Annotated in this window: 15 protein-coding genes; 12 read left to right on the forward strand and 3 right to left on the reverse strand. The window is 58.4% G+C overall.

The window, feature by feature from the left end:
- The 3 genes from AB4Y84_RS01770 to AB4Y84_RS01780 form a co-directional block, all read left to right on the forward strand.
- Positions 1–516: GMP synthase (glutamine-hydrolyzing) (locus tag AB4Y84_RS01770; RefSeq protein WP_442249703.1), on the forward strand; the 516-nt coding region annotated here is incomplete at its 5' end.
- Positions 517–933: 417 nt separating this feature from the next.
- On the forward strand, positions 934–3969 hold the full coding sequence (locus AB4Y84_RS01775) for an HD domain-containing protein (protein WP_442249704.1): 3036 nt from the start codon (positions 934–936) through the stop codon (positions 3967–3969).
- 320 nt (positions 3970–4289) lie between these two features.
- Entirely contained in the window at positions 4290–4856 is a 567-nt protein-coding gene (locus tag AB4Y84_RS01780; protein ID WP_442244942.1) for a hypothetical protein, read from the forward strand.
- Positions 4857–4993: 137 nt separating this feature from the next.
- Here AB4Y84_RS01780 and AB4Y84_RS01785 read toward each other — a convergent pair whose 3' ends face one another.
- Both AB4Y84_RS01785 and AB4Y84_RS01790 read right to left on the reverse strand, forming a co-directional pair.
- Positions 4994–5350 carry a hypothetical protein gene (locus AB4Y84_RS01785; protein ID WP_442244943.1) on the reverse strand — a complete coding sequence of 119 codons (357 nt, stop codon included), beginning with the start codon at positions 5348–5350 and terminating at the stop codon, positions 4994–4996.
- Positions 5351–5900: 550 nt separating this feature from the next.
- The gene (locus AB4Y84_RS01790) at positions 5901–6818 is read right to left on the reverse strand and encodes a LysR family transcriptional regulator (RefSeq protein WP_442244944.1); all 918 of its coding nucleotides are present in this window, start codon (positions 6816–6818) and stop codon (positions 5901–5903) included.
- A 97-nt stretch (positions 6819–6915) separates the two neighbouring features.
- Between AB4Y84_RS01790 and AB4Y84_RS01795 the strand changes: the two genes are divergently transcribed.
- The 9 genes from AB4Y84_RS01795 to AB4Y84_RS01835 all read left to right on the forward strand — a co-directional run bounded on the left by AB4Y84_RS01795 (position 6916) and on the right by AB4Y84_RS01835 (position 15105).
- A complete protein-coding gene (locus AB4Y84_RS01795) occupies positions 6916–7755 on the forward strand; it encodes a type 1 glutamine amidotransferase domain-containing protein (RefSeq protein WP_442244945.1) in 840 nt (279 codons plus the stop codon).
- 98 nt (positions 7756–7853) lie between these two features.
- Positions 7854–8591: a hypothetical protein gene (locus AB4Y84_RS01800; protein ID WP_442244946.1), complete on the forward strand. Its 738-nt coding sequence runs from the start codon at positions 7854–7856 to the stop codon at positions 8589–8591.
- Between the two features lie 73 nt (positions 8592–8664).
- Positions 8665–9156 carry a hypothetical protein gene (locus AB4Y84_RS01805; protein WP_442249705.1) on the forward strand — a complete coding sequence of 164 codons (492 nt, stop codon included), beginning with the start codon at positions 8665–8667 and terminating at the stop codon, positions 9154–9156.
- Positions 9157–9198: 42 nt separating this feature from the next.
- Positions 9199–9507: a transposase gene (locus tag AB4Y84_RS01810; protein ID WP_442244948.1), complete on the forward strand. Its 309-nt coding sequence runs from the start codon at positions 9199–9201 to the stop codon at positions 9505–9507.
- Positions 9508–9731: 224 nt separating this feature from the next.
- Positions 9732–11018, forward strand: a complete 1287-nt coding sequence (locus AB4Y84_RS01815; RefSeq protein WP_442244949.1) for an alpha/beta hydrolase — start codon at positions 9732–9734, stop codon at positions 11016–11018.
- Positions 11019–11193: 175 nt separating this feature from the next.
- Complete coding sequence (locus AB4Y84_RS01820) at positions 11194–12228, forward strand: radical SAM protein (protein ID WP_442244950.1); 1035 nt, start codon at positions 11194–11196, stop codon at positions 12226–12228.
- Entirely contained in the window at positions 12225–13271 is a 1047-nt protein-coding gene (locus AB4Y84_RS01825; protein ID WP_442244951.1) for a hypothetical protein, read from the forward strand. The genes AB4Y84_RS01820 and AB4Y84_RS01825 overlap by 4 nt, the downstream gene beginning before the upstream one ends.
- 3 nt (positions 13272–13274) lie before the next feature.
- Entirely contained in the window at positions 13275–13820 is a 546-nt protein-coding gene (locus AB4Y84_RS01830; protein WP_442244952.1) for a hypothetical protein, read from the forward strand.
- 502 nt (positions 13821–14322) lie between these two features.
- Entirely contained in the window at positions 14323–15105 is a 783-nt protein-coding gene (locus AB4Y84_RS01835) for a 3-hydroxybutyrate dehydrogenase (RefSeq protein WP_442244953.1), read from the forward strand.
- 147 nt (positions 15106–15252) lie between these two features.
- On the opposite strand, the gene AB4Y84_RS01840 is transcribed toward AB4Y84_RS01835, so the two are convergent.
- Positions 15253–15718, reverse strand: a 466-nt coding sequence (locus AB4Y84_RS01840) for a chemotaxis protein CheW (protein ID WP_442249706.1), incomplete at its 5' end; no start/stop codon positions are given.

Consider the following 15718-nt stretch of genomic DNA (forward strand, 5'->3'; position numbering starts at 1 on the left):
ATCAAGAGCCACCACAACGTGGGCGGCCTGCCGGAGCACATGAAGCTGGGCCTGGTSGAGCCGCTGCGCGAGCTGTTCAAGGACGAAGTGCGCCGCCTGGGTGTTGAGCTGGGCCTGCCGCGCACCATGGTCTACCGCCACCCGTTCCCGGGCCCGGGCCTGGGCGTGCGTATCCTGGGTGAAGTGAAGCGCGAATACGCCGAGCTGCTGGCCAAGGCTGATGCCATCTTCATTGATGAGCTGCGCAAGGCGGATCTGTACGACAAGACCAGCCAGGCGTTTGCCGTGTTCCTGCCGGTGAAGTCGGTGGGCGTGGTGGGCGATGCGCGCGCTTATGAGTGGGTGATTGCGCTGCGGGCCGTGGAGACGATTGACTTCATGACGGCGCATTGGGCGCATCTGCCGTATGAGTTCCTGGGTACGGTGAGTAACCGGATCATCAATGAGTTGCGGGGGGTTTCAAGGGTTGTCTATGACATCTCGGGGAAGCCGCCGGCGACTATTGAGTGGGAGTGAGTTGAGGGAATGAGGGCGCCGAGAGGCGCCCTTTTTGTTTGTGATGGCTTTCGCTGATGCCCACTCAAAGGAGCGAGGCGTGGTGAGAGTTCTGTGAGCTACAGGCCGGCTCAATATGATCATCAGGCGTCTAGGTTGTAATTGGTGGCGGTAGTATGGTTGCTTGGTATGAAGCTATTCTTTGCGGTGCGTTATCGTGATCAACTATCTTGATGATCTGGCTGTCGTATCCGATTGATCGCTCAAAGAGATTCTCCGCAACGCGCTGCAAGTTGAGTATCATGAAAATCTTAAGTCGCCCTTGCTGATCTGGAGGTCAGTTGGAGATTCTAAGGCGGCGAACTGCATTTTTGCGTCCTGCTTCAATATTTGCGTAATTCACGAACTTCATGGCTAGACTGAGGATCAGATTAAATCATGGCAGATATTCTAATTTCTCATCTGAAGGCGAAGTCTGATGAGCATGGGGCTCTCAGGACCTTGGTGAGCCAATGGGACTTCGATGTGAAGCTCATTCCTAAGGCACTTCAGGCGGTCGGTAATCTTTTCCCGCACTATAGTCGCCATGACGAGTCCCATAGCCGACAAATTCTTGTGAATATTGAAAGGTTGCTGGGGGAGTCCGTGTCTCTGCTGACGGCGACCGATACTTGGCTTATCCTTGAGGCGGCCTACTGGCATGACATTGGGATGGTGGTGCCCAAGGAAGACATTATTAAGGAGCTCCAGAGCGACGATTTTAAGGACTTTATTGCATCGTTGAGGCAGTCGCCTCATCATGATCTTTTTCGTTTCGCATCATCGTTCGACCCATCAAGTCTCGCGAACTGCTTTACTGGTGCTGATAGCCCTGCAGATGCTGTAAGCCGCTTTAATGAGCTGATGGCCGAATGGTTTCGGCGGAAACATCCTGTGCGAGCAGAAGCTATGGTTAGGGAGCCGTGGTCTACTGCTGGCATTTCTTCGCCGCGCACCGAGCTTATGCCTGCCCGACTTTTTCGTGTGCTAGGGCGAATCTGCCAGATGCATGGCGCATCGTTTGAAGACCTATTGTCAGTTGACGGCTTGCCTTTTAAGGAGGCAGGAATGGCCAACGAAGACTGTCATCCACGCTTTGTAGCCTGTCTTTTGAGAATGGGTGACCTACTGGACCTGGATGACAATAGATTCTGTCCAGTACTTCAGCGCATGGCTGGCAATGATCGTTCTTCAATGAGTAAAGCTCATGAAGATAAGCATCAGGCAATCCGTCATCTGCGTATTGATCGAGATCGAATCGAAGTTAGTGCCGAGTGCCGAACAATCCCCGGCTACCTGGAGACATTTCGCTGGTTTGACTGGCTAAAAGAAGAAACTCAGAATCAGATGGCACATTGGCAGGAGATCGCGCCGAGTCGTGAGCTTGGACTGCTGCCAACGCTGGGGAATCTTTCCGTGAGCCTTAGCGGGGACCTTCAGATTCTGCAGAAAGGGGAGCGCCCGCAATTCGGTGTTGACGAGAAAAGTGTGGTCAGCTTGCTGCAGGGCAGCAACTTATATGGCAGCGCCTTTCCCTGCGTTCGTGAATTGCTGCAGAACGCGGTAGATGCCACGCTCCTCAGTTTATGGGCGAAAGAGTCGCAAAACACAACTGTAGATGATTGGGAATCACCAGTGTCATGTGGTCAACTCCGCGCTGCCCCGCCGGTAAGAATTGAGCTCATTGAGAGAGAGGAGGCTGTCGGCGAGGGTGGGAAGRCCGGATGGTTGTTGCGGATTATCGATGGTGGCACAGGTATTAGCAGCGCTGATTTATTGCATATGCTCCGTATTGGCGGCTCCCAAAAGAACGCATCACGGCAGCGACTGATACGGGCTATGCCAGAGTGGATGAAACCTTCAGGCGCATTTGGGATTGGGTTTCAAAGTGCTTTTCTCCTTAGCGACTGCATTCGCATAGTAACGAAAAGCATTTTCAGTAACGAGACGTTGGAGCTTGAGCTGCATAGCCCGCTGGGGCCTAATGAGGGGCTTGTCTTGGTGCGTCGCATGCCGAATAATGTCGCCCAAACCTACGGCACCACGGTCGAGGTTGAATTTGAGCTAGATCGATTCTCCAAGAGTTGGAAAGCTCATCCTTTTCGGGATGACGGCAAAAGCGTTGCTGCTAAATTGGCTATGTCCATGGACCCGCTCTTGGATGATGCCTTTCCATACGAGGCGGGGAGGATCGTTGATGAGGCAGTGGCTTTTGGTAGGAACTCGCCAATTCGTGTGGCATGCTCATTTCTGCCGCTGAGTAAAGAGCGCGTGTCAGTATTGGTAGAGCGTGAGGCTGAAGATGGCTGGCACTTTCTGCCGAACGTCTTGGGGCATTGCGTAGATTTTAGGTACCGGCCGCATCGTGATCAGTTTATGGGTCACCAGTCCCGATTCTTATATCGGGGGCAGCACTTCAAATGCGACGCTGCTTATCTTCCACATGTAATAATTGAAATTAATCTGTTGTCAGGAGGGGCTGGTACTTGGCTGTCTGCGAATCGAGACGGACTGGCGCCAAAGGCGGAGGTGGAGATTAGGGCTGTTGTGCAGGAGGCGCTGAGGCAGGTGGTCGAGGCTGACATGAAATCTTATGGTGAGATCGTTTCAGGTTCTGCGGAATATCTCGCTGACCTTTCGCTCTTTCTTCATGCTATGGCTCTTAGCGCAGGCGAGCCTTGGAATAGATTTGCGTCACAAACTGGCGATGCTTGGAAGGATGTGGAAGTGATCGGCTCCTCCATCCGTGAGTGTTTCGAAAAGTCAGAGTGGCTTTTTGGAAAAGGGTTGGAAACAAGTAGAGAAGTACTTCAGCAATGCGATGTGTCCATTGGTGGTCGTCATGCTGAGGCCCTCTTGGTACTGGCGCTGCTCGCTTGGAGAAAGGAAAAGAACGGTTCTGTTCAAGTTCTCTCCGTAGACGATCTCGGACGACCATCCCTGATCGAAGCTGAAGGCGTGGTTCCACTCGAGGGAGGGCCTCAGCGGCCGCTTGACACTCAAAGACGAAATCCGGTGCTGAAGTTCTCTCTCGACTCTCAGCCTCGCTACAGCAAGGCAGCATTCCTGGAGCACCTCATCCAAGCCACCAATTCGTATCAAACCTGTCGATATCTCGTGACAATTGAAGACGAAAAGTGGCAAAACTTGGCGCTTCGGAAAGACTTCCAGTTGCAAGCAAGATGGTTAATATCGCCGTGTGAAGATGGTCCGTCAGTGATGCTTTTGCCTTATCTATTTTCAAATGGACGAGCGCAGGCAACGGAAAGTCAGATTGATCGAATTTCTGAATGTATGCAGCCACTACTTGCAAAATATTTGCCCGTTGACGAGGTCAAGGGGTTGTATAGGGAGCTAATTTCGAATATTGACGACGAGATGTTTGCCTCCTCTTCTGAATATAAAGATAGATGGCATGCGGCGCGGACGATGTAGCTTTTAGCAATTGCTGACGGAGTGCGTATCCATCCAGTGCTAGGTGCGCTCTCCAGTCTTGGTGTGGGTGTGGGTCGGAATCAGTGGCAAATTGGTATTTGGTATCTGGTGGTAAGGATCCGAGTATTGGTTTGGCCAGAGATGGTCATTCAGACCTCAGCTTCCGTCAGGCACATTGAATTGGCGTGCGGCAAACCAGTAACAATCCGTCAACACCTCCCCACACATCCAAATGCCGCTCCGGGTCCACTCCTATTAGGGATCGGTCCGGCGAATACAGCAATCTCTGCGCTGTCAGTAGCCCCGCTGAGGAAAAAAGTATGACGACCAAGTTTGACCTTGATGCCATTGTACAGATGAACCATCTTCTCCAGGGGTTGGAAACGGTCGATCAGATCGGCATGGTGCTGAGGCTTCATCTTCAGATTGAGCAAAGCCTAGAGGTTTACTTAAAGGGGATGCTGACTGATGAAATGTTGGAAGTTTTTAAGATTCCACAGAATTTTACGCATAAAGTGATGCTTGCGACGGCGTTGGGTTTTCCAAAGGAACTCGCAATCGCATCCCTGGCAATGAATTCTTTGCGAAACAAGTTTGCGCACGAGGCAGGGAAGACGCTGGCACCGGAGGATGTAAAGCTGCTCGAACAGAAGTACGAGGCAGCCAGAGTGGTGGTCGATCCGACTCTTTATGCCTTACAGGGATCGGCCATACGGGTTGCCTCCCTTTCTGAGGACAAGTTTGAGTATGGAAAGGCAGGGCCCGAGTGGGACCTGAAGATGGTCGGCGGCGCATTGAGTGGACTGATGTTGCGGTACCTTCTGAGCTTGAACTCACATTACGTGGCGATTGCTGTCGCAGCGAAAGAGGGGGCTCCTGATTGCTGAATGCGGTCCATGATCTGCGCTTTGCACGGTTGGCACCGGTATTGACGAGCTAGCTGCAGTGTTCTCCGGCCTCCGGCGGGAGCATACGCTGGAGCTGCAAAATGGTACATACGGCTTCAGAGGGGAGAGTATTAGAGTTACTCCGGCCGAACTTCATGACAGGCCCACTCAACCAACCCCCGGCAAGCCAGAAATAACCCATCAACCACTCCCTCATCCAGATGTCGCTCCGGCTCCGCTGCCACCCGGCAGCGGTCTGCCGCGTGCAACACCTCCAGCACTGTAAGCGCCCTCACCATCGCGCGTTCGCTCTTCGCCAGGCTCACGCGGCGGCCGGGTGAGACGTCGTTCTCCGGCCAGGGCAGTCCATCGGCGCCCTCGCAGCCGCGTATGCGCTCGAGGATGCCGAGCAGGGAATTCAGGTCGGGCAGGGGGGTGTCGTCATTGATGGGTTCAACAACGGTGTACGAAGAGAAGGTGTCGGATTCGTTCATGGCGTCGGCTTCCGTGGCTGTGCTTAACAGCGCCACCGCGAGGAGGTGGCGGACGATGCGTGGCTGCAAACCGGTTGATGCAGCGCTATTGGCCGGTGAGTCCGAAGACTCCCACGCACCGCCCGCCAGAAAGGCCGACGGATTGCCCGCCGGCACCGGTTAAGGACGGTGCCGACGGGCAAGCGTAAACAACTTGCGCGTGCATCAAACGGGTTTGCAGACCCGGAGCCACCCGTTGTCGGTGGCACGTCATGGTGTTTACGCAGCCGCTTCGAATGCCAATAGAAATTCGCGAAGGAATCGCGGAATCCGAGAGCGAAGAACTATTGTTGCACGCACCATTCGTGCAACACGCGACGCCATCAGACGCATTCGCGCAGCTGCTCTGTCAATTGCGATTCAAAGTGGCGCAATCGTCCATGCCACAAGCGAATAGCGCGATGGCCTTCTTTGCAACAGTTCTTATTCCGCCTCGCCAAGCAACGGCGCGCGATCAGCCGCACACCCCGAAAAGCGGTTCAAACCCGACACCGTTAACAAGCTCGCGGCTTCAACCAACGCCATCCTCAGCCGCATTCCCCACCAGCAACTCAATCATCGCCCGCGCCGCCGCCGACTGCCGCCGATGCGGCGCATAGATCACCGAGAACTGCCGCGATCTACCCCGCAGCTGCGGCAGCACTTCCACCAGCTGCCCACGCTGCAACCGCTCACGCACGATGAACTCATAGCTCTGGCAGATGCCGATCCCCTGTTCTGCCAGCGACACCACGCCCAGCACATCGTCGGAGGTCTCGATGGACGAACGCGGCAGCCAGTCCACGTCGTGCCCGCCGTCGTGGAAGATCCACGGCGCCAGCCGCCCGGTACGCGGCATCACGAACGGCAGGCACAGGTGCTGCTGCAGGTCGTCCAGCGTCTGCGGCGTGCCACGGCGTTGCAGGTAGTCCGGCGCGGCCACCAGCAGCAACCGGGCGTCTTCCAGTTTGCGCGCCACCAGTCCGCTGTCCGGCAGCTGGCCCAGGCGGATGGCTAGGTCGAAGCCTTCGGCCACCAGGTCCACGTTGCGGTTGGTGATGTTCAGTTCCACCTGCACCTGCGGGTACTGCTGCGCAAACCGCGCCAGCACGGGCGGCAGCCGGTAGTGGCCATAGGTGGTGGGCACGCTCAGGCGCACGCGGCCGGCCAGCGCGCCTTCCTGGGCCAGTACGTCGCGCTCGGCGTCGTCCAGCAGGCCGAAGGCGGTGCGCACCTGTTCCAGATAGAGCCGCCCAGCATCGGTCAGGCCCACGCGGCGGGTGGTCCGCTGCAGCAGCTGTCGGCCCAGCCGCGCTTCCAGACGGGTGACCGCGCGGCTCAGCACCGAGGGTGTGGTGGATAGCGCCACGGCGCCGGCGGTGAACGAGCCGTGCTCGACCACCGCCAGGAACACCTCCACATCGCCCAGGTAGTCGAACTTGCGGCTCATTTGGCTCTCCGGGGAACAGATGTTTTGCGATGGGGCCAATTTATCGCCGCTGGGGCGATGAATAAAGTGGCGGACATTCCCCGAATAGGAGCTCCCCATGAACCTGATGACCCGGCTGGCCGCAGCGCTGGCCCTGACCCTGGCCGCGACCGGCGCGCATGCCGCCAACGTGCTGGTGGTGCTGTCCGACGAAAACCACCTGGACCTGAAGGACGGCAAGGTGCTGTCCACCGGCTTCTATCTCAACGAGCTGATGCAGCCGGTCAAGCTGCTGCTGGACGCGGGCCACGAGGTGACCTTCGCCACGCCGCAGGGGCGGGCGCCGACGGTGGATGCGTCCTCGGTGACGCCGGCGTACTTCGGTAACGATGCCGCGCAGCTGACGCTGCACAAGGACCTGCTGGAGAAGCTGGCGCTGACCTCGCCGACGGCCTCGCCGGTGGTCAGCCTGGCGCGCGTCGAGCAGCAGGGCTACGCGCGTTTCGATGCCGTCTACATTCCCGGTGGCCACGCACCGATGCAGGACCTGCTGAAGAGCCCGGCACTGGGCCGGCTGCTGGCCGACTTCCACCAGCGCAACAAGACCACCGCGCTGGTCTGCCATGGGCCGATCGCGCTGCTGTCCACGCTGCCGGATGCGGATGGTTTCGTGGCGAAGCTGGAAGCGGGTGCGACGCCGGCTACGCCGAAGTGGATCTACAGCGGCTACCAGATGACGGTGATCAGCAACCAGGAAGAAGAGCAGGCCAAGCCGCTGCTGGGCGGTGGTGAGATGAAGTTCTACCCGCAGACCGCGTTGCAGCGAGCGGGTGCGCGGTTCAGCAGCAATGCCACGCCGTGGACGGGGCATGTGGTGGTGGATCGCGAGCTGATTACCGGGCAGAACCCGGCTTCGGCGCTGGAGGTGGGGCGGCGGTTGGTTGAGCGGTTGAAGTAAGGCGGGTTCTGCATCGCATGCGGCGCCGTGGCACCATGTTGGATCGGCCTCGTTCTTATCGGCGAGGCCGGTTACCCAGGGAAGCCATTCACTACGACATGCGAACGTCCGTCCTCTTCATTCTCTCCGCCTTGTGTCTGACCCTGTTGTCTGGCTGCGCCAGCGGGCCGGAGTATCACCATTACAGTCGCGAGATCACCAGCGCGTTCGTGGCCGACGACGGCAAGCTGTATCTGCTGCCTGTCTATGACGAGCCGATGCGCTTTGATGCAGCACCTTTCCGTGATTACCGCGCTCTGATGGACAGCCCGCTGCGCGAGGCCGTGGTGTGCGCGCAGATTTACATCCGTGAGGACTGGCGCGTGCCGGCTGACCGGACCAAGGTGCATGGCAGCTACGCGCTGCTGCTGCGGCCGGAGCAGGTGACGCCGGAACAGGCGGCGCAGTTCAAGCTGGAGCGGTTGGAGATCAGCCCGCGGGTGGCCAAGGCCATCGACGAGTTGACGCGCCGGCCGTACATCCTTGAAGCCCGGACCCGCTACGAACTGGCGGCCGACCCGGACTGCAATCTTTCCAGGAAGGGCGGCAGCTATTACAGCGCGCTGTTCGAGGGTGACGGCGAGCGGGTGCAATTGCCGGACGCTGCTGCGCTGACCGCGAAGGCGAAGCTGCCGCAGTCGATTACCGCGCGGGCTGAGCGGATTCGGCCGGACGATACGGACAAGCCGGGGGTTGGGACGACGGCCGGGAAGGTGCTGGGGGCTGCGTTGGTGCCTGTGGCCGTTCCGGTGTTTGTGTTGAGCCTGCCGTTTTTGGGGCCGGATCATTGGAAGTGATGGGGCGTTGAAGCCGAAGCATCCACGCGTGGCGTGGATCTACCTGGGCGTCGCCAATGCCTGAAAGTTCATCGTGGAGATCTGTGTGGCAAGCGCATTGGAAGGTGTTTTGAAGACCGTGGGCTTCATTGTCCTTGCGGCGCTTCCGTTGGTGATCCTTTGGTTCATCCTTCGGCGAATGTCAGCGACTGCCCGTTCTACTGTGAAAACAGGGCTGCGTTTGCATCCCCCTCGCCGGATTTCCGGTACGTCCATGACCTTGGTGATGGTGGATGGGAAAGAGGATCGGGAGCACTACTTCTTTGATGCGGAGTCCTTCTACCTGCGGCGTGGCCCGGTGCCCACGGCCGTTCCGCTCTCGCAGATCACCTCCGTCACCCGAACCTCCGATGTCATCTACGGGCGCTATGTCTGGCAGGTGTGCTTCAGTAAAGCATCGGGAAGAAAGTGCGTGACGTTCACCAACAATCTGACGCTGTTCAACCGCGATTTCCTGCTGTTCCTGGAGGCGGTGCGGAAGGCTAGCCCGGTGGCGACCGTTGATCGGGCGAGCGTTCTCTTCTAGAGCGTGTTTGAAGTTTGGTATGAACAGTGTCACTGCAATGGCATGACTGCGCGCAGCCCCTGTTCGACCGATGTGATCGATGAGAGATGGGCGTTTGTTGCGCAATCGACGTGCGGGAGTGGCCCGCGCGCAGGCTATGACGGCAATAAACGCAAGAATGGAAGCAAGGTTCACATTGCCGTGGACACGCTCGGCCATATATTGCCCGCACAGGTGATGCTGGCGAATGAGCAGGAGCGCGCGCAGGTTGGCACTCTGGCTCGGAAGGTCCAGCATGTGACCGGTCAGGCTGTGAAGCCGGCCTGCGTCAGCGAGGGGTATATCTGCTTCAAAGTTCGTAACGCGCTCTAGACGAATATCTCCGCTTGCTTGCGACCCGTTTCCAACCAAGAATCGCAGCCACCTCTCGAGCACGCGTTGACCTCCGTACCCGCATGCATCCATGATGGCGTCATTCAGGATGAACTGCGTATGCGCTGCCTCGACTCAACGAATCCGCCAGAACTGGGTTGGTGAGCGCTATCACGTCGACGCTGACTGCCTCTGTTGGGCAGCGTCAAGATGGAGCTATAACATTGAAGAAGCGCATTGGGATGTTGATCTTGTCGCTAACGATGCTTGTTCATTCAGCGGTCGCAGCAGAGCCTGAGCAAGTGGCGGCCCGCTTGCTCGATCACCTGGAGGCTGGGCGCATCGCTGAAGCCGAAGCAATGTTCACTCCACAAATGGCCCAAGCGGTACCGGCGGAATCTCTCAGCACCCTGTGGAACTCATTGGGGACTTTGAAGAGTCGTGGCCTGGCAGCGATCAGCACTCATGAAGGCATGCAGCTGGTGTTGGTGCCATTGCAGTTCAGCAACGGTCGATTTGTTGCACAAGTTGTGGTCGACAAACAGGAGAAAGTCGCCGGGTTAATGTTGCGGCCCGCCACGCCCGAACAAGCGGCGCCGGCCCCGGCCAATGCCAGCTACCATGAGATCGATTTCGTCGTTCCACAGGCACGCGGTGCGCTTCCAGGCACGCTATCGCTTCCCAAAGGAGAAGGCCCATTTCCCGCCGTTGTGCTGGTGCATGGTTCAGGACCGCAGGATCGTGACGAAACCGTTGGACCCAATCGGCCCTTCCTGGACGTCGCGCGCGGTCTCGCAGCGCAGGGTATCGCCGTACTTCGATACGACAAGCGAAGCCGTGCGCGCCCCCAAGATCTTGATTGCGACTTCAGCATTGATGATGAAACAACCGACGATGCGGTTGCMGCGCTCACGGCGTTGGGCGCTGATCGAAGCATAGATGGCAAGCGTCTATTTGTGCTGGGCCATAGCCAAGGCGCGATGCTGGCGCCGCGCATCGCCCAGCGATCACCTGAAGTGAGAGGGGTTGTCCTATGGGCCGCACCCGCGCGCAGCCTGTTGCAGATTATTCCAGAGCAGACCCGCCGCCTCCTTTCGGTAGACGGGCAGCTTGGGCCGAAAGCGGAAGAGCAGCTGGCCATGCTGGATACACAAATCGCGGCTGCTTTGGGTGATCAGGAAGTTGAGGCCAGCAAGCTCCCGCTGGGTGCACCCCAATCCTTCTGGAAGAGCATCGAAGCAGTTGACGCGCGCGGCGACGCGAGGTCACTCCGGAAACCATTGCTGCTATTGCATGGTGGCCGCGATTTTCAGGTAACAGCGATTGACTGGCGCATGTGGAACGAATCGCTGGAGGGGCAGCAGGAAGTGCAACTGAGAGAGTATCCCGCACTCAACCACCTCGGCATTGCTGGTGATGGCCCGGCTTCCCCCCAGGAATACATGCAGCCCGGAAACGTGGATCCGGTAATGATCAGCGATCTCGCACGTTGGCTTAAAGCCCAGAAGTAATGAGGCTGTCGGGCCATGAAGCGCCCGTAGGGGTTCTCCCGTCAAATATGCAATCGAAGATCTGCGGGGTTTCAATCTTCCGAAATATTCCTTATGGTGGTTCTGCTGTTTGGACCCGCCGTAGTGTCCACAGGCGGCCCGGATTGGCCCTTGCCAGTAACATGGAGAAGCAAAAATGGATTTATGCGCTACCCAGGTGCTATCGCCCAGGACGCTGACGTTTATCACAACCTATCGCTGCACTGCGGCATGCGTTCAGTGCTGTTTCGAGTCGAGCCCGACGGTCAAAGGAAGGCTCAGTCGCGATGAGATGATCACAGCGCTTCATGATGCCAAAAGCTCCTTCCCCTCGCTGTCTGTCATCGTCTTCACTGGCGGCGAGGCGACACTTCTCAAAGACGATTTGATCAGTGTGATAGCCGAAGCGACATCGCTAGGGCTCGGCACGCGGATGGTATCGAATGGCTCCTGGGCGAAGACCCGATCCACCGCGAAGCGTTGGGCTGAAAAGCTTTCAACCGCGGGTTTGAAAGAGCTCAATATCAGCTCCGGCAAAGATCATCAGGAGTGGGTACCTCATTCTTCCGTGGTCAATGCTGCCGAGGCCGGCCTCACTGCGGGGCTGCACGTCCTCGTGACGGTGGAGGCAGACACGGAAGACGGTCGAACAATGGCGACCTTCGCCGAGGATTCGACAATACGGATGCTTCTGAAGAAGGGCTTGCAACTGCAGTCAAACAGCTGGATGGAGTTCAAAAGCGATCAGATCAAGCGCGAGAATACGGTTCCACAGCACCTGCGAATAGCCCCGTGCCACCAGATTCATGACAACATCGTTGTCACGCCCTACAAGGAAGTCGCTGCCTGTTGCGGACTGACACTTGAGCACATCCCAGAGATGAAAGTTGGGCGTCTCGAGGATGGCGTCAGCAACGCCTATCTCTCTCAAACGGACGATTTCCTCAAGTTCTGGATCAGAGTGGACGGCCCTGCGGAGATCATCAGGCGCGTGATGGGCGAAGAGAAAGCCGATGAACTACTGAATGGATCGGTGCACATGTGCCACGACTGCGCGGTGCTTCACAAGAACAGTGAAGTGCGCGCAAGACTTGAATCGGATTACCAGAAGTTCATTCCAGAGGTAATGAGTCGCCACGCACTCGGTAAGGCAGTAGACACCCTTTCCCGGCAACAAGGAGCGTTCAAATGAAGCGGCGTAAGTTCATCCAGTCCACACTCGCAGCCAGTGCTGCTGCATCAATCTCCGGGGCGGCGGCTGCCGCGGGCGACAAACGGGTGTTCGGGACACCTGCGAGCCTTACCGGCGGCACGGATGTCAACGCAACACGCATGCTTCTTCCACTCTCGCGTAGCGGCATGCCTGCAGCCGGCTGGGATCACTGGTCAAAGTTGAGTGCCGCTGCTGTCGATATGTTTTCTGACGAGAAGAAGCGTTCGCTCTTCAACACCAATCCCGGTCGATATCTTTCCACGCTTGGGTTCGACACCAGCAAAGAGACACTGAACGCACCATCTCTGGCTCTGCTGGTTGCTCTGTCGGACAGGGATGTACAAGACGCGGCCAAACGTCGTGACTATACGCAAATGTTGAGCTATCTCCAGGCATCTGGTGCGTTGGCGCGTCCAAAGGAAGACGTGCTCACCATGAAGATGCAGCACGCACTCCAGAGCAATATAGACATGATCCGCGGCGTGATGGAGCTTTCTGGGCACGAGTCTCCCGATGCCGAATCGGTACTCGCTTTCATCAAAGCTACTGACAAGCCTCCTACAACGGCAGACCTCGCGGCCCTCGCCAGTGTGGCGGAGCTTCTGCGGACAGCCCCTGGTCAAGCGGTTGTTGGCGCGGCTGTGATTGTGGTTGCGGCTGTTGACGCCATTGTTGGTGTGACCGTAGCCGTGGCTGCATTCACCATGGTTGCCGTTGTGAACAAGGTGGTGGTTGCCGGAAACGAGACCCAGTTACCGTCATACAATCATGTGTTCAACGGCCAGCTGAGTCGGCTGGACGGTGACATCTGCGACAGTTGCGACGTTGCACATCGTGCAGCTTCCATCCTGGGAGCCCCTGGCCTTTACGACGAACATGCAAAACTCGTAATAAAGAACGAGGTTCGCTCGTTCCTGTGCGCGATGCGAAACGTCGGCCTTGTCACCTATGAAGAAGATGCATTTGAGACGATTGTCGAGGCGACTTACGTTTACGGCATGCGGTCAATCTCTGCGGAGTAGTTCATGATGATGTGCCGATCCACGCTGGACGTATCCCTGATTCATGCCTATGCGCTTCCTCTCGGCATATGCGTGGCAGCAGCCGTGGTTCTGATCGCCGTATGGCTGGCACCCCGCTCTGGCGGGGTGCCAGCCAGGAATACTGTGCTTGGCTCGGCGCTGGCCGTTGTTGTCGTTGTCGCCTTTGGCCTCGTATATCAAGCGCGGACAGCGTACATCGCCGTTACAGATGGCCAGCTGATTGGGTCAGCAGCGTTTGTCCGACTGCAGCTCCCGCTTTCCAGTGTCTCGTGGCAGGACGCTTCCGATGCTTCAAGGATCACGCTGCCTCACCGGCAACTTGGGACGAGCACAGGGGGCGTTGAACTTGGCAAGTTCCGCATGCAGAACGGTCGCAACGTCTTCGTGCTGCGCACGGACCGTAGCTCTGTTCTCGTCACAGCCAGAGGGGATACTGACTTGATTCTGGACCGACGTCTTCATGAACAGTTCAAAGCATGCCTGGATCAGGTACGTGAGACCGGCGGCCATCGAGGAAGATTGCAATGATCAGCAGGAAGTACTGGTTTGCCAGGAAAAAGTACGGATGGGGTTGGGGGATGCCGTGCGCGTGGCAGGGCTGGCTTGTGTACGCAATCGCATTCGGCCTGCTGCTGGCGGGTCCGTTTCTGTTCTCTCCATTTCGCGAGCCCATCGCGTTTCAGCTCTACACGTGGGCCGTAGTGTTGGTCCTTGTCCTTGTCTGCTGGATGAAAGGCGCTCCGCCCGGTTGGAGGTGGGGGGAGTAGAACGGCCGCAGAAGCTATTTTCGGACGTGTTCGATCCGCCGGGCAAAGCATGGATGCATTGCCCTTGTGGGAGTCGGACAGTATCGCCAGCAGGCCACGGCTGCGCCCCCTCTGAGGTGTACCGTCCGTTTTGAATGAACGCTGGACACTTCCCTCGGCGGGTACCCAACGCGTTCTAACCGTTGATTGACCAAGGTAGCGTCGCTTAAAGGGGCGCGCCGGTGAAGCTACACTGGCCACCTACGCCCAATGGAAGCTCGCCCATGTTCTCTGGAATGGTTGCGGTGGTCACCGGCTCCACCAGCGGTATCGGTCTTGGCATTGCCACCGCGCTGGCGCGGCAAGGCGCCGACATCGTGTTGAATGGATTTGGCGATCCGCAGGAGATCGAACGCATCCGCTCCGGTCTGGAAGCCGAGTTCGGTGTACGTGTGGCGCATGATGGTGCCGACCTCTCCCGTGGTGAGGCGGTGCGGGACATGATCGCCCGCGCCGTTGCGAAGATGGGGCGCATCGATATTCTGGTGAACAATGCGGGCATCCAGCACACCGCGTCGATCGAGGAATTTCCTGTCGAAAAGTGGGATGCGATCCTCGCGCTGAATCTCTCGGCGGTGTTCCACTCAACGGCGGCGGCCTTGCCTTACATGAAGCAGCAGGGATCCGGCCGCATCATCAACATCGCGTCGGTGCATGGATTGGTTGGGTCGGTGAACAAGTCGGCCTATGTGGCGGCCAAGCACGGCGTGGTGGGCTTCACCAAGGTGACGGCGCTGGAGAACGCGGGCACTGGCATCACCGCCAACGCCATCTGCCCGGGGTGGGTGCGAACGGCGCTGGTCGAGCAGCAGATCACCGCGTTGGCGGAGCGCGAGGGAACGGACCAGGAGTCCGCCGCTCGCGCGCTGCTGGCCGAGAAACAGCCCTCGTTGCAGTTCGTGACGCCCGAGCAGCTGGGGGAGATGGTGGTGTTCCTGGCCTCGGATGCTGCGGCTCAGATTACGGGTACGGCGCTGCCGGTGGATGGGGGCTGGACGGCGCGCTAGCTGGCCGGCTGCCCGCCGGGCATGGCCCGGCGCTACCGGGAGATCGGTGCGGGGTCCAGTGCTACCGGGAGATCGGTGTGGGTCCGGTGTTACCGGGAGATCGGTGAGGGTCCGGTGTTACCGGGAGGTCGGTGCGGTGGTTCGGCGTTATCGAAGCCGGCTGGGATCGATCAGGGGAATCTCGCCCAGCGCATCCAGCGTGACGTGATTGCTGCAGAACCCGAACGGGCTATCCGCGGCGGGCCGCACGTTGTGGCGTGGCACGCTTTCGATGTCCCGTACCTCGTCTACGGCCAAGGCAAAGGTCTCCGTGCCGGCCTGCACCAGCAGCATGGCCGGGCAGCCATGGGCAAACCCGCTCAAGCCGCTGGCCTGGCGCAGGTCGACCACCGGCAGTGCGTGGCCGCGCACGGTGAGGTGCGGGCGCGCGCCACTGCCGTGGCGATCAAAGGTTTCCGGGCCGCGGATTTCAATCGCGGCTTCGACATCGATGGCAAACAGGTGGGTACCGGCCCGCACAACAACAACTTCAATGAAGGCCGGCGACGACGGGGCCGGTTCACCGGCCGAAGGGGAAGAGGGCTGCAAGAGGAACCTGTGGAAGGGTATTGAA

Origin of the sequence: Stenotrophomonas sp. 2YAF22 (assembly GCF_052114665.1) — a bacterium.
Classification (GTDB): Bacteria; Pseudomonadota; Gammaproteobacteria; order Xanthomonadales; family Xanthomonadaceae; genus Stenotrophomonas; species Stenotrophomonas indicatrix.

What these genes read in the sequence shown, in the direction of transcription:
- AB4Y84_RS01780 (WP_442244942.1), top strand. Translation starts at nt 4,290, where the DNA reads ATGACGACCAAGTTTGACCTTGATGCCATTGTACAGATGAACCATCTT.
- AB4Y84_RS01785 (WP_442244943.1), bottom strand. Translation starts at nt 5,350, where the DNA reads ATGAACGAATCCGACACCTTCTCTTCGTACACCGTTGTTGAACCCATC.
- AB4Y84_RS01790 (WP_442244944.1), bottom strand. Translation starts at nt 6,818, where the DNA reads ATGAGCCGCAAGTTCGACTACCTGGGCGATGTGGAGGTGTTCCTGGCG.
- AB4Y84_RS01795 (WP_442244945.1), top strand. Translation starts at nt 6,916, where the DNA reads ATGAACCTGATGACCCGGCTGGCCGCAGCGCTGGCCCTGACCCTGGCC.
- AB4Y84_RS01800 (WP_442244946.1), top strand. Translation starts at nt 7,854, where the DNA reads ATGCGAACGTCCGTCCTCTTCATTCTCTCCGCCTTGTGTCTGACCCTG.
- AB4Y84_RS01810 (WP_442244948.1), top strand. Translation starts at nt 9,199, where the DNA reads ATGACTGCGCGCAGCCCCTGTTCGACCGATGTGATCGATGAGAGATGG.
- AB4Y84_RS01820 (WP_442244950.1), top strand. Translation starts at nt 11,194, where the DNA reads ATGGATTTATGCGCTACCCAGGTGCTATCGCCCAGGACGCTGACGTTT.
- AB4Y84_RS01825 (WP_442244951.1), top strand. Translation starts at nt 12,225, where the DNA reads ATGAAGCGGCGTAAGTTCATCCAGTCCACACTCGCAGCCAGTGCTGCT.
- AB4Y84_RS01830 (WP_442244952.1), top strand. Translation starts at nt 13,275, where the DNA reads ATGATGATGTGCCGATCCACGCTGGACGTATCCCTGATTCATGCCTAT.
- AB4Y84_RS01835 (WP_442244953.1), top strand. Translation starts at nt 14,323, where the DNA reads ATGTTCTCTGGAATGGTTGCGGTGGTCACCGGCTCCACCAGCGGTATC.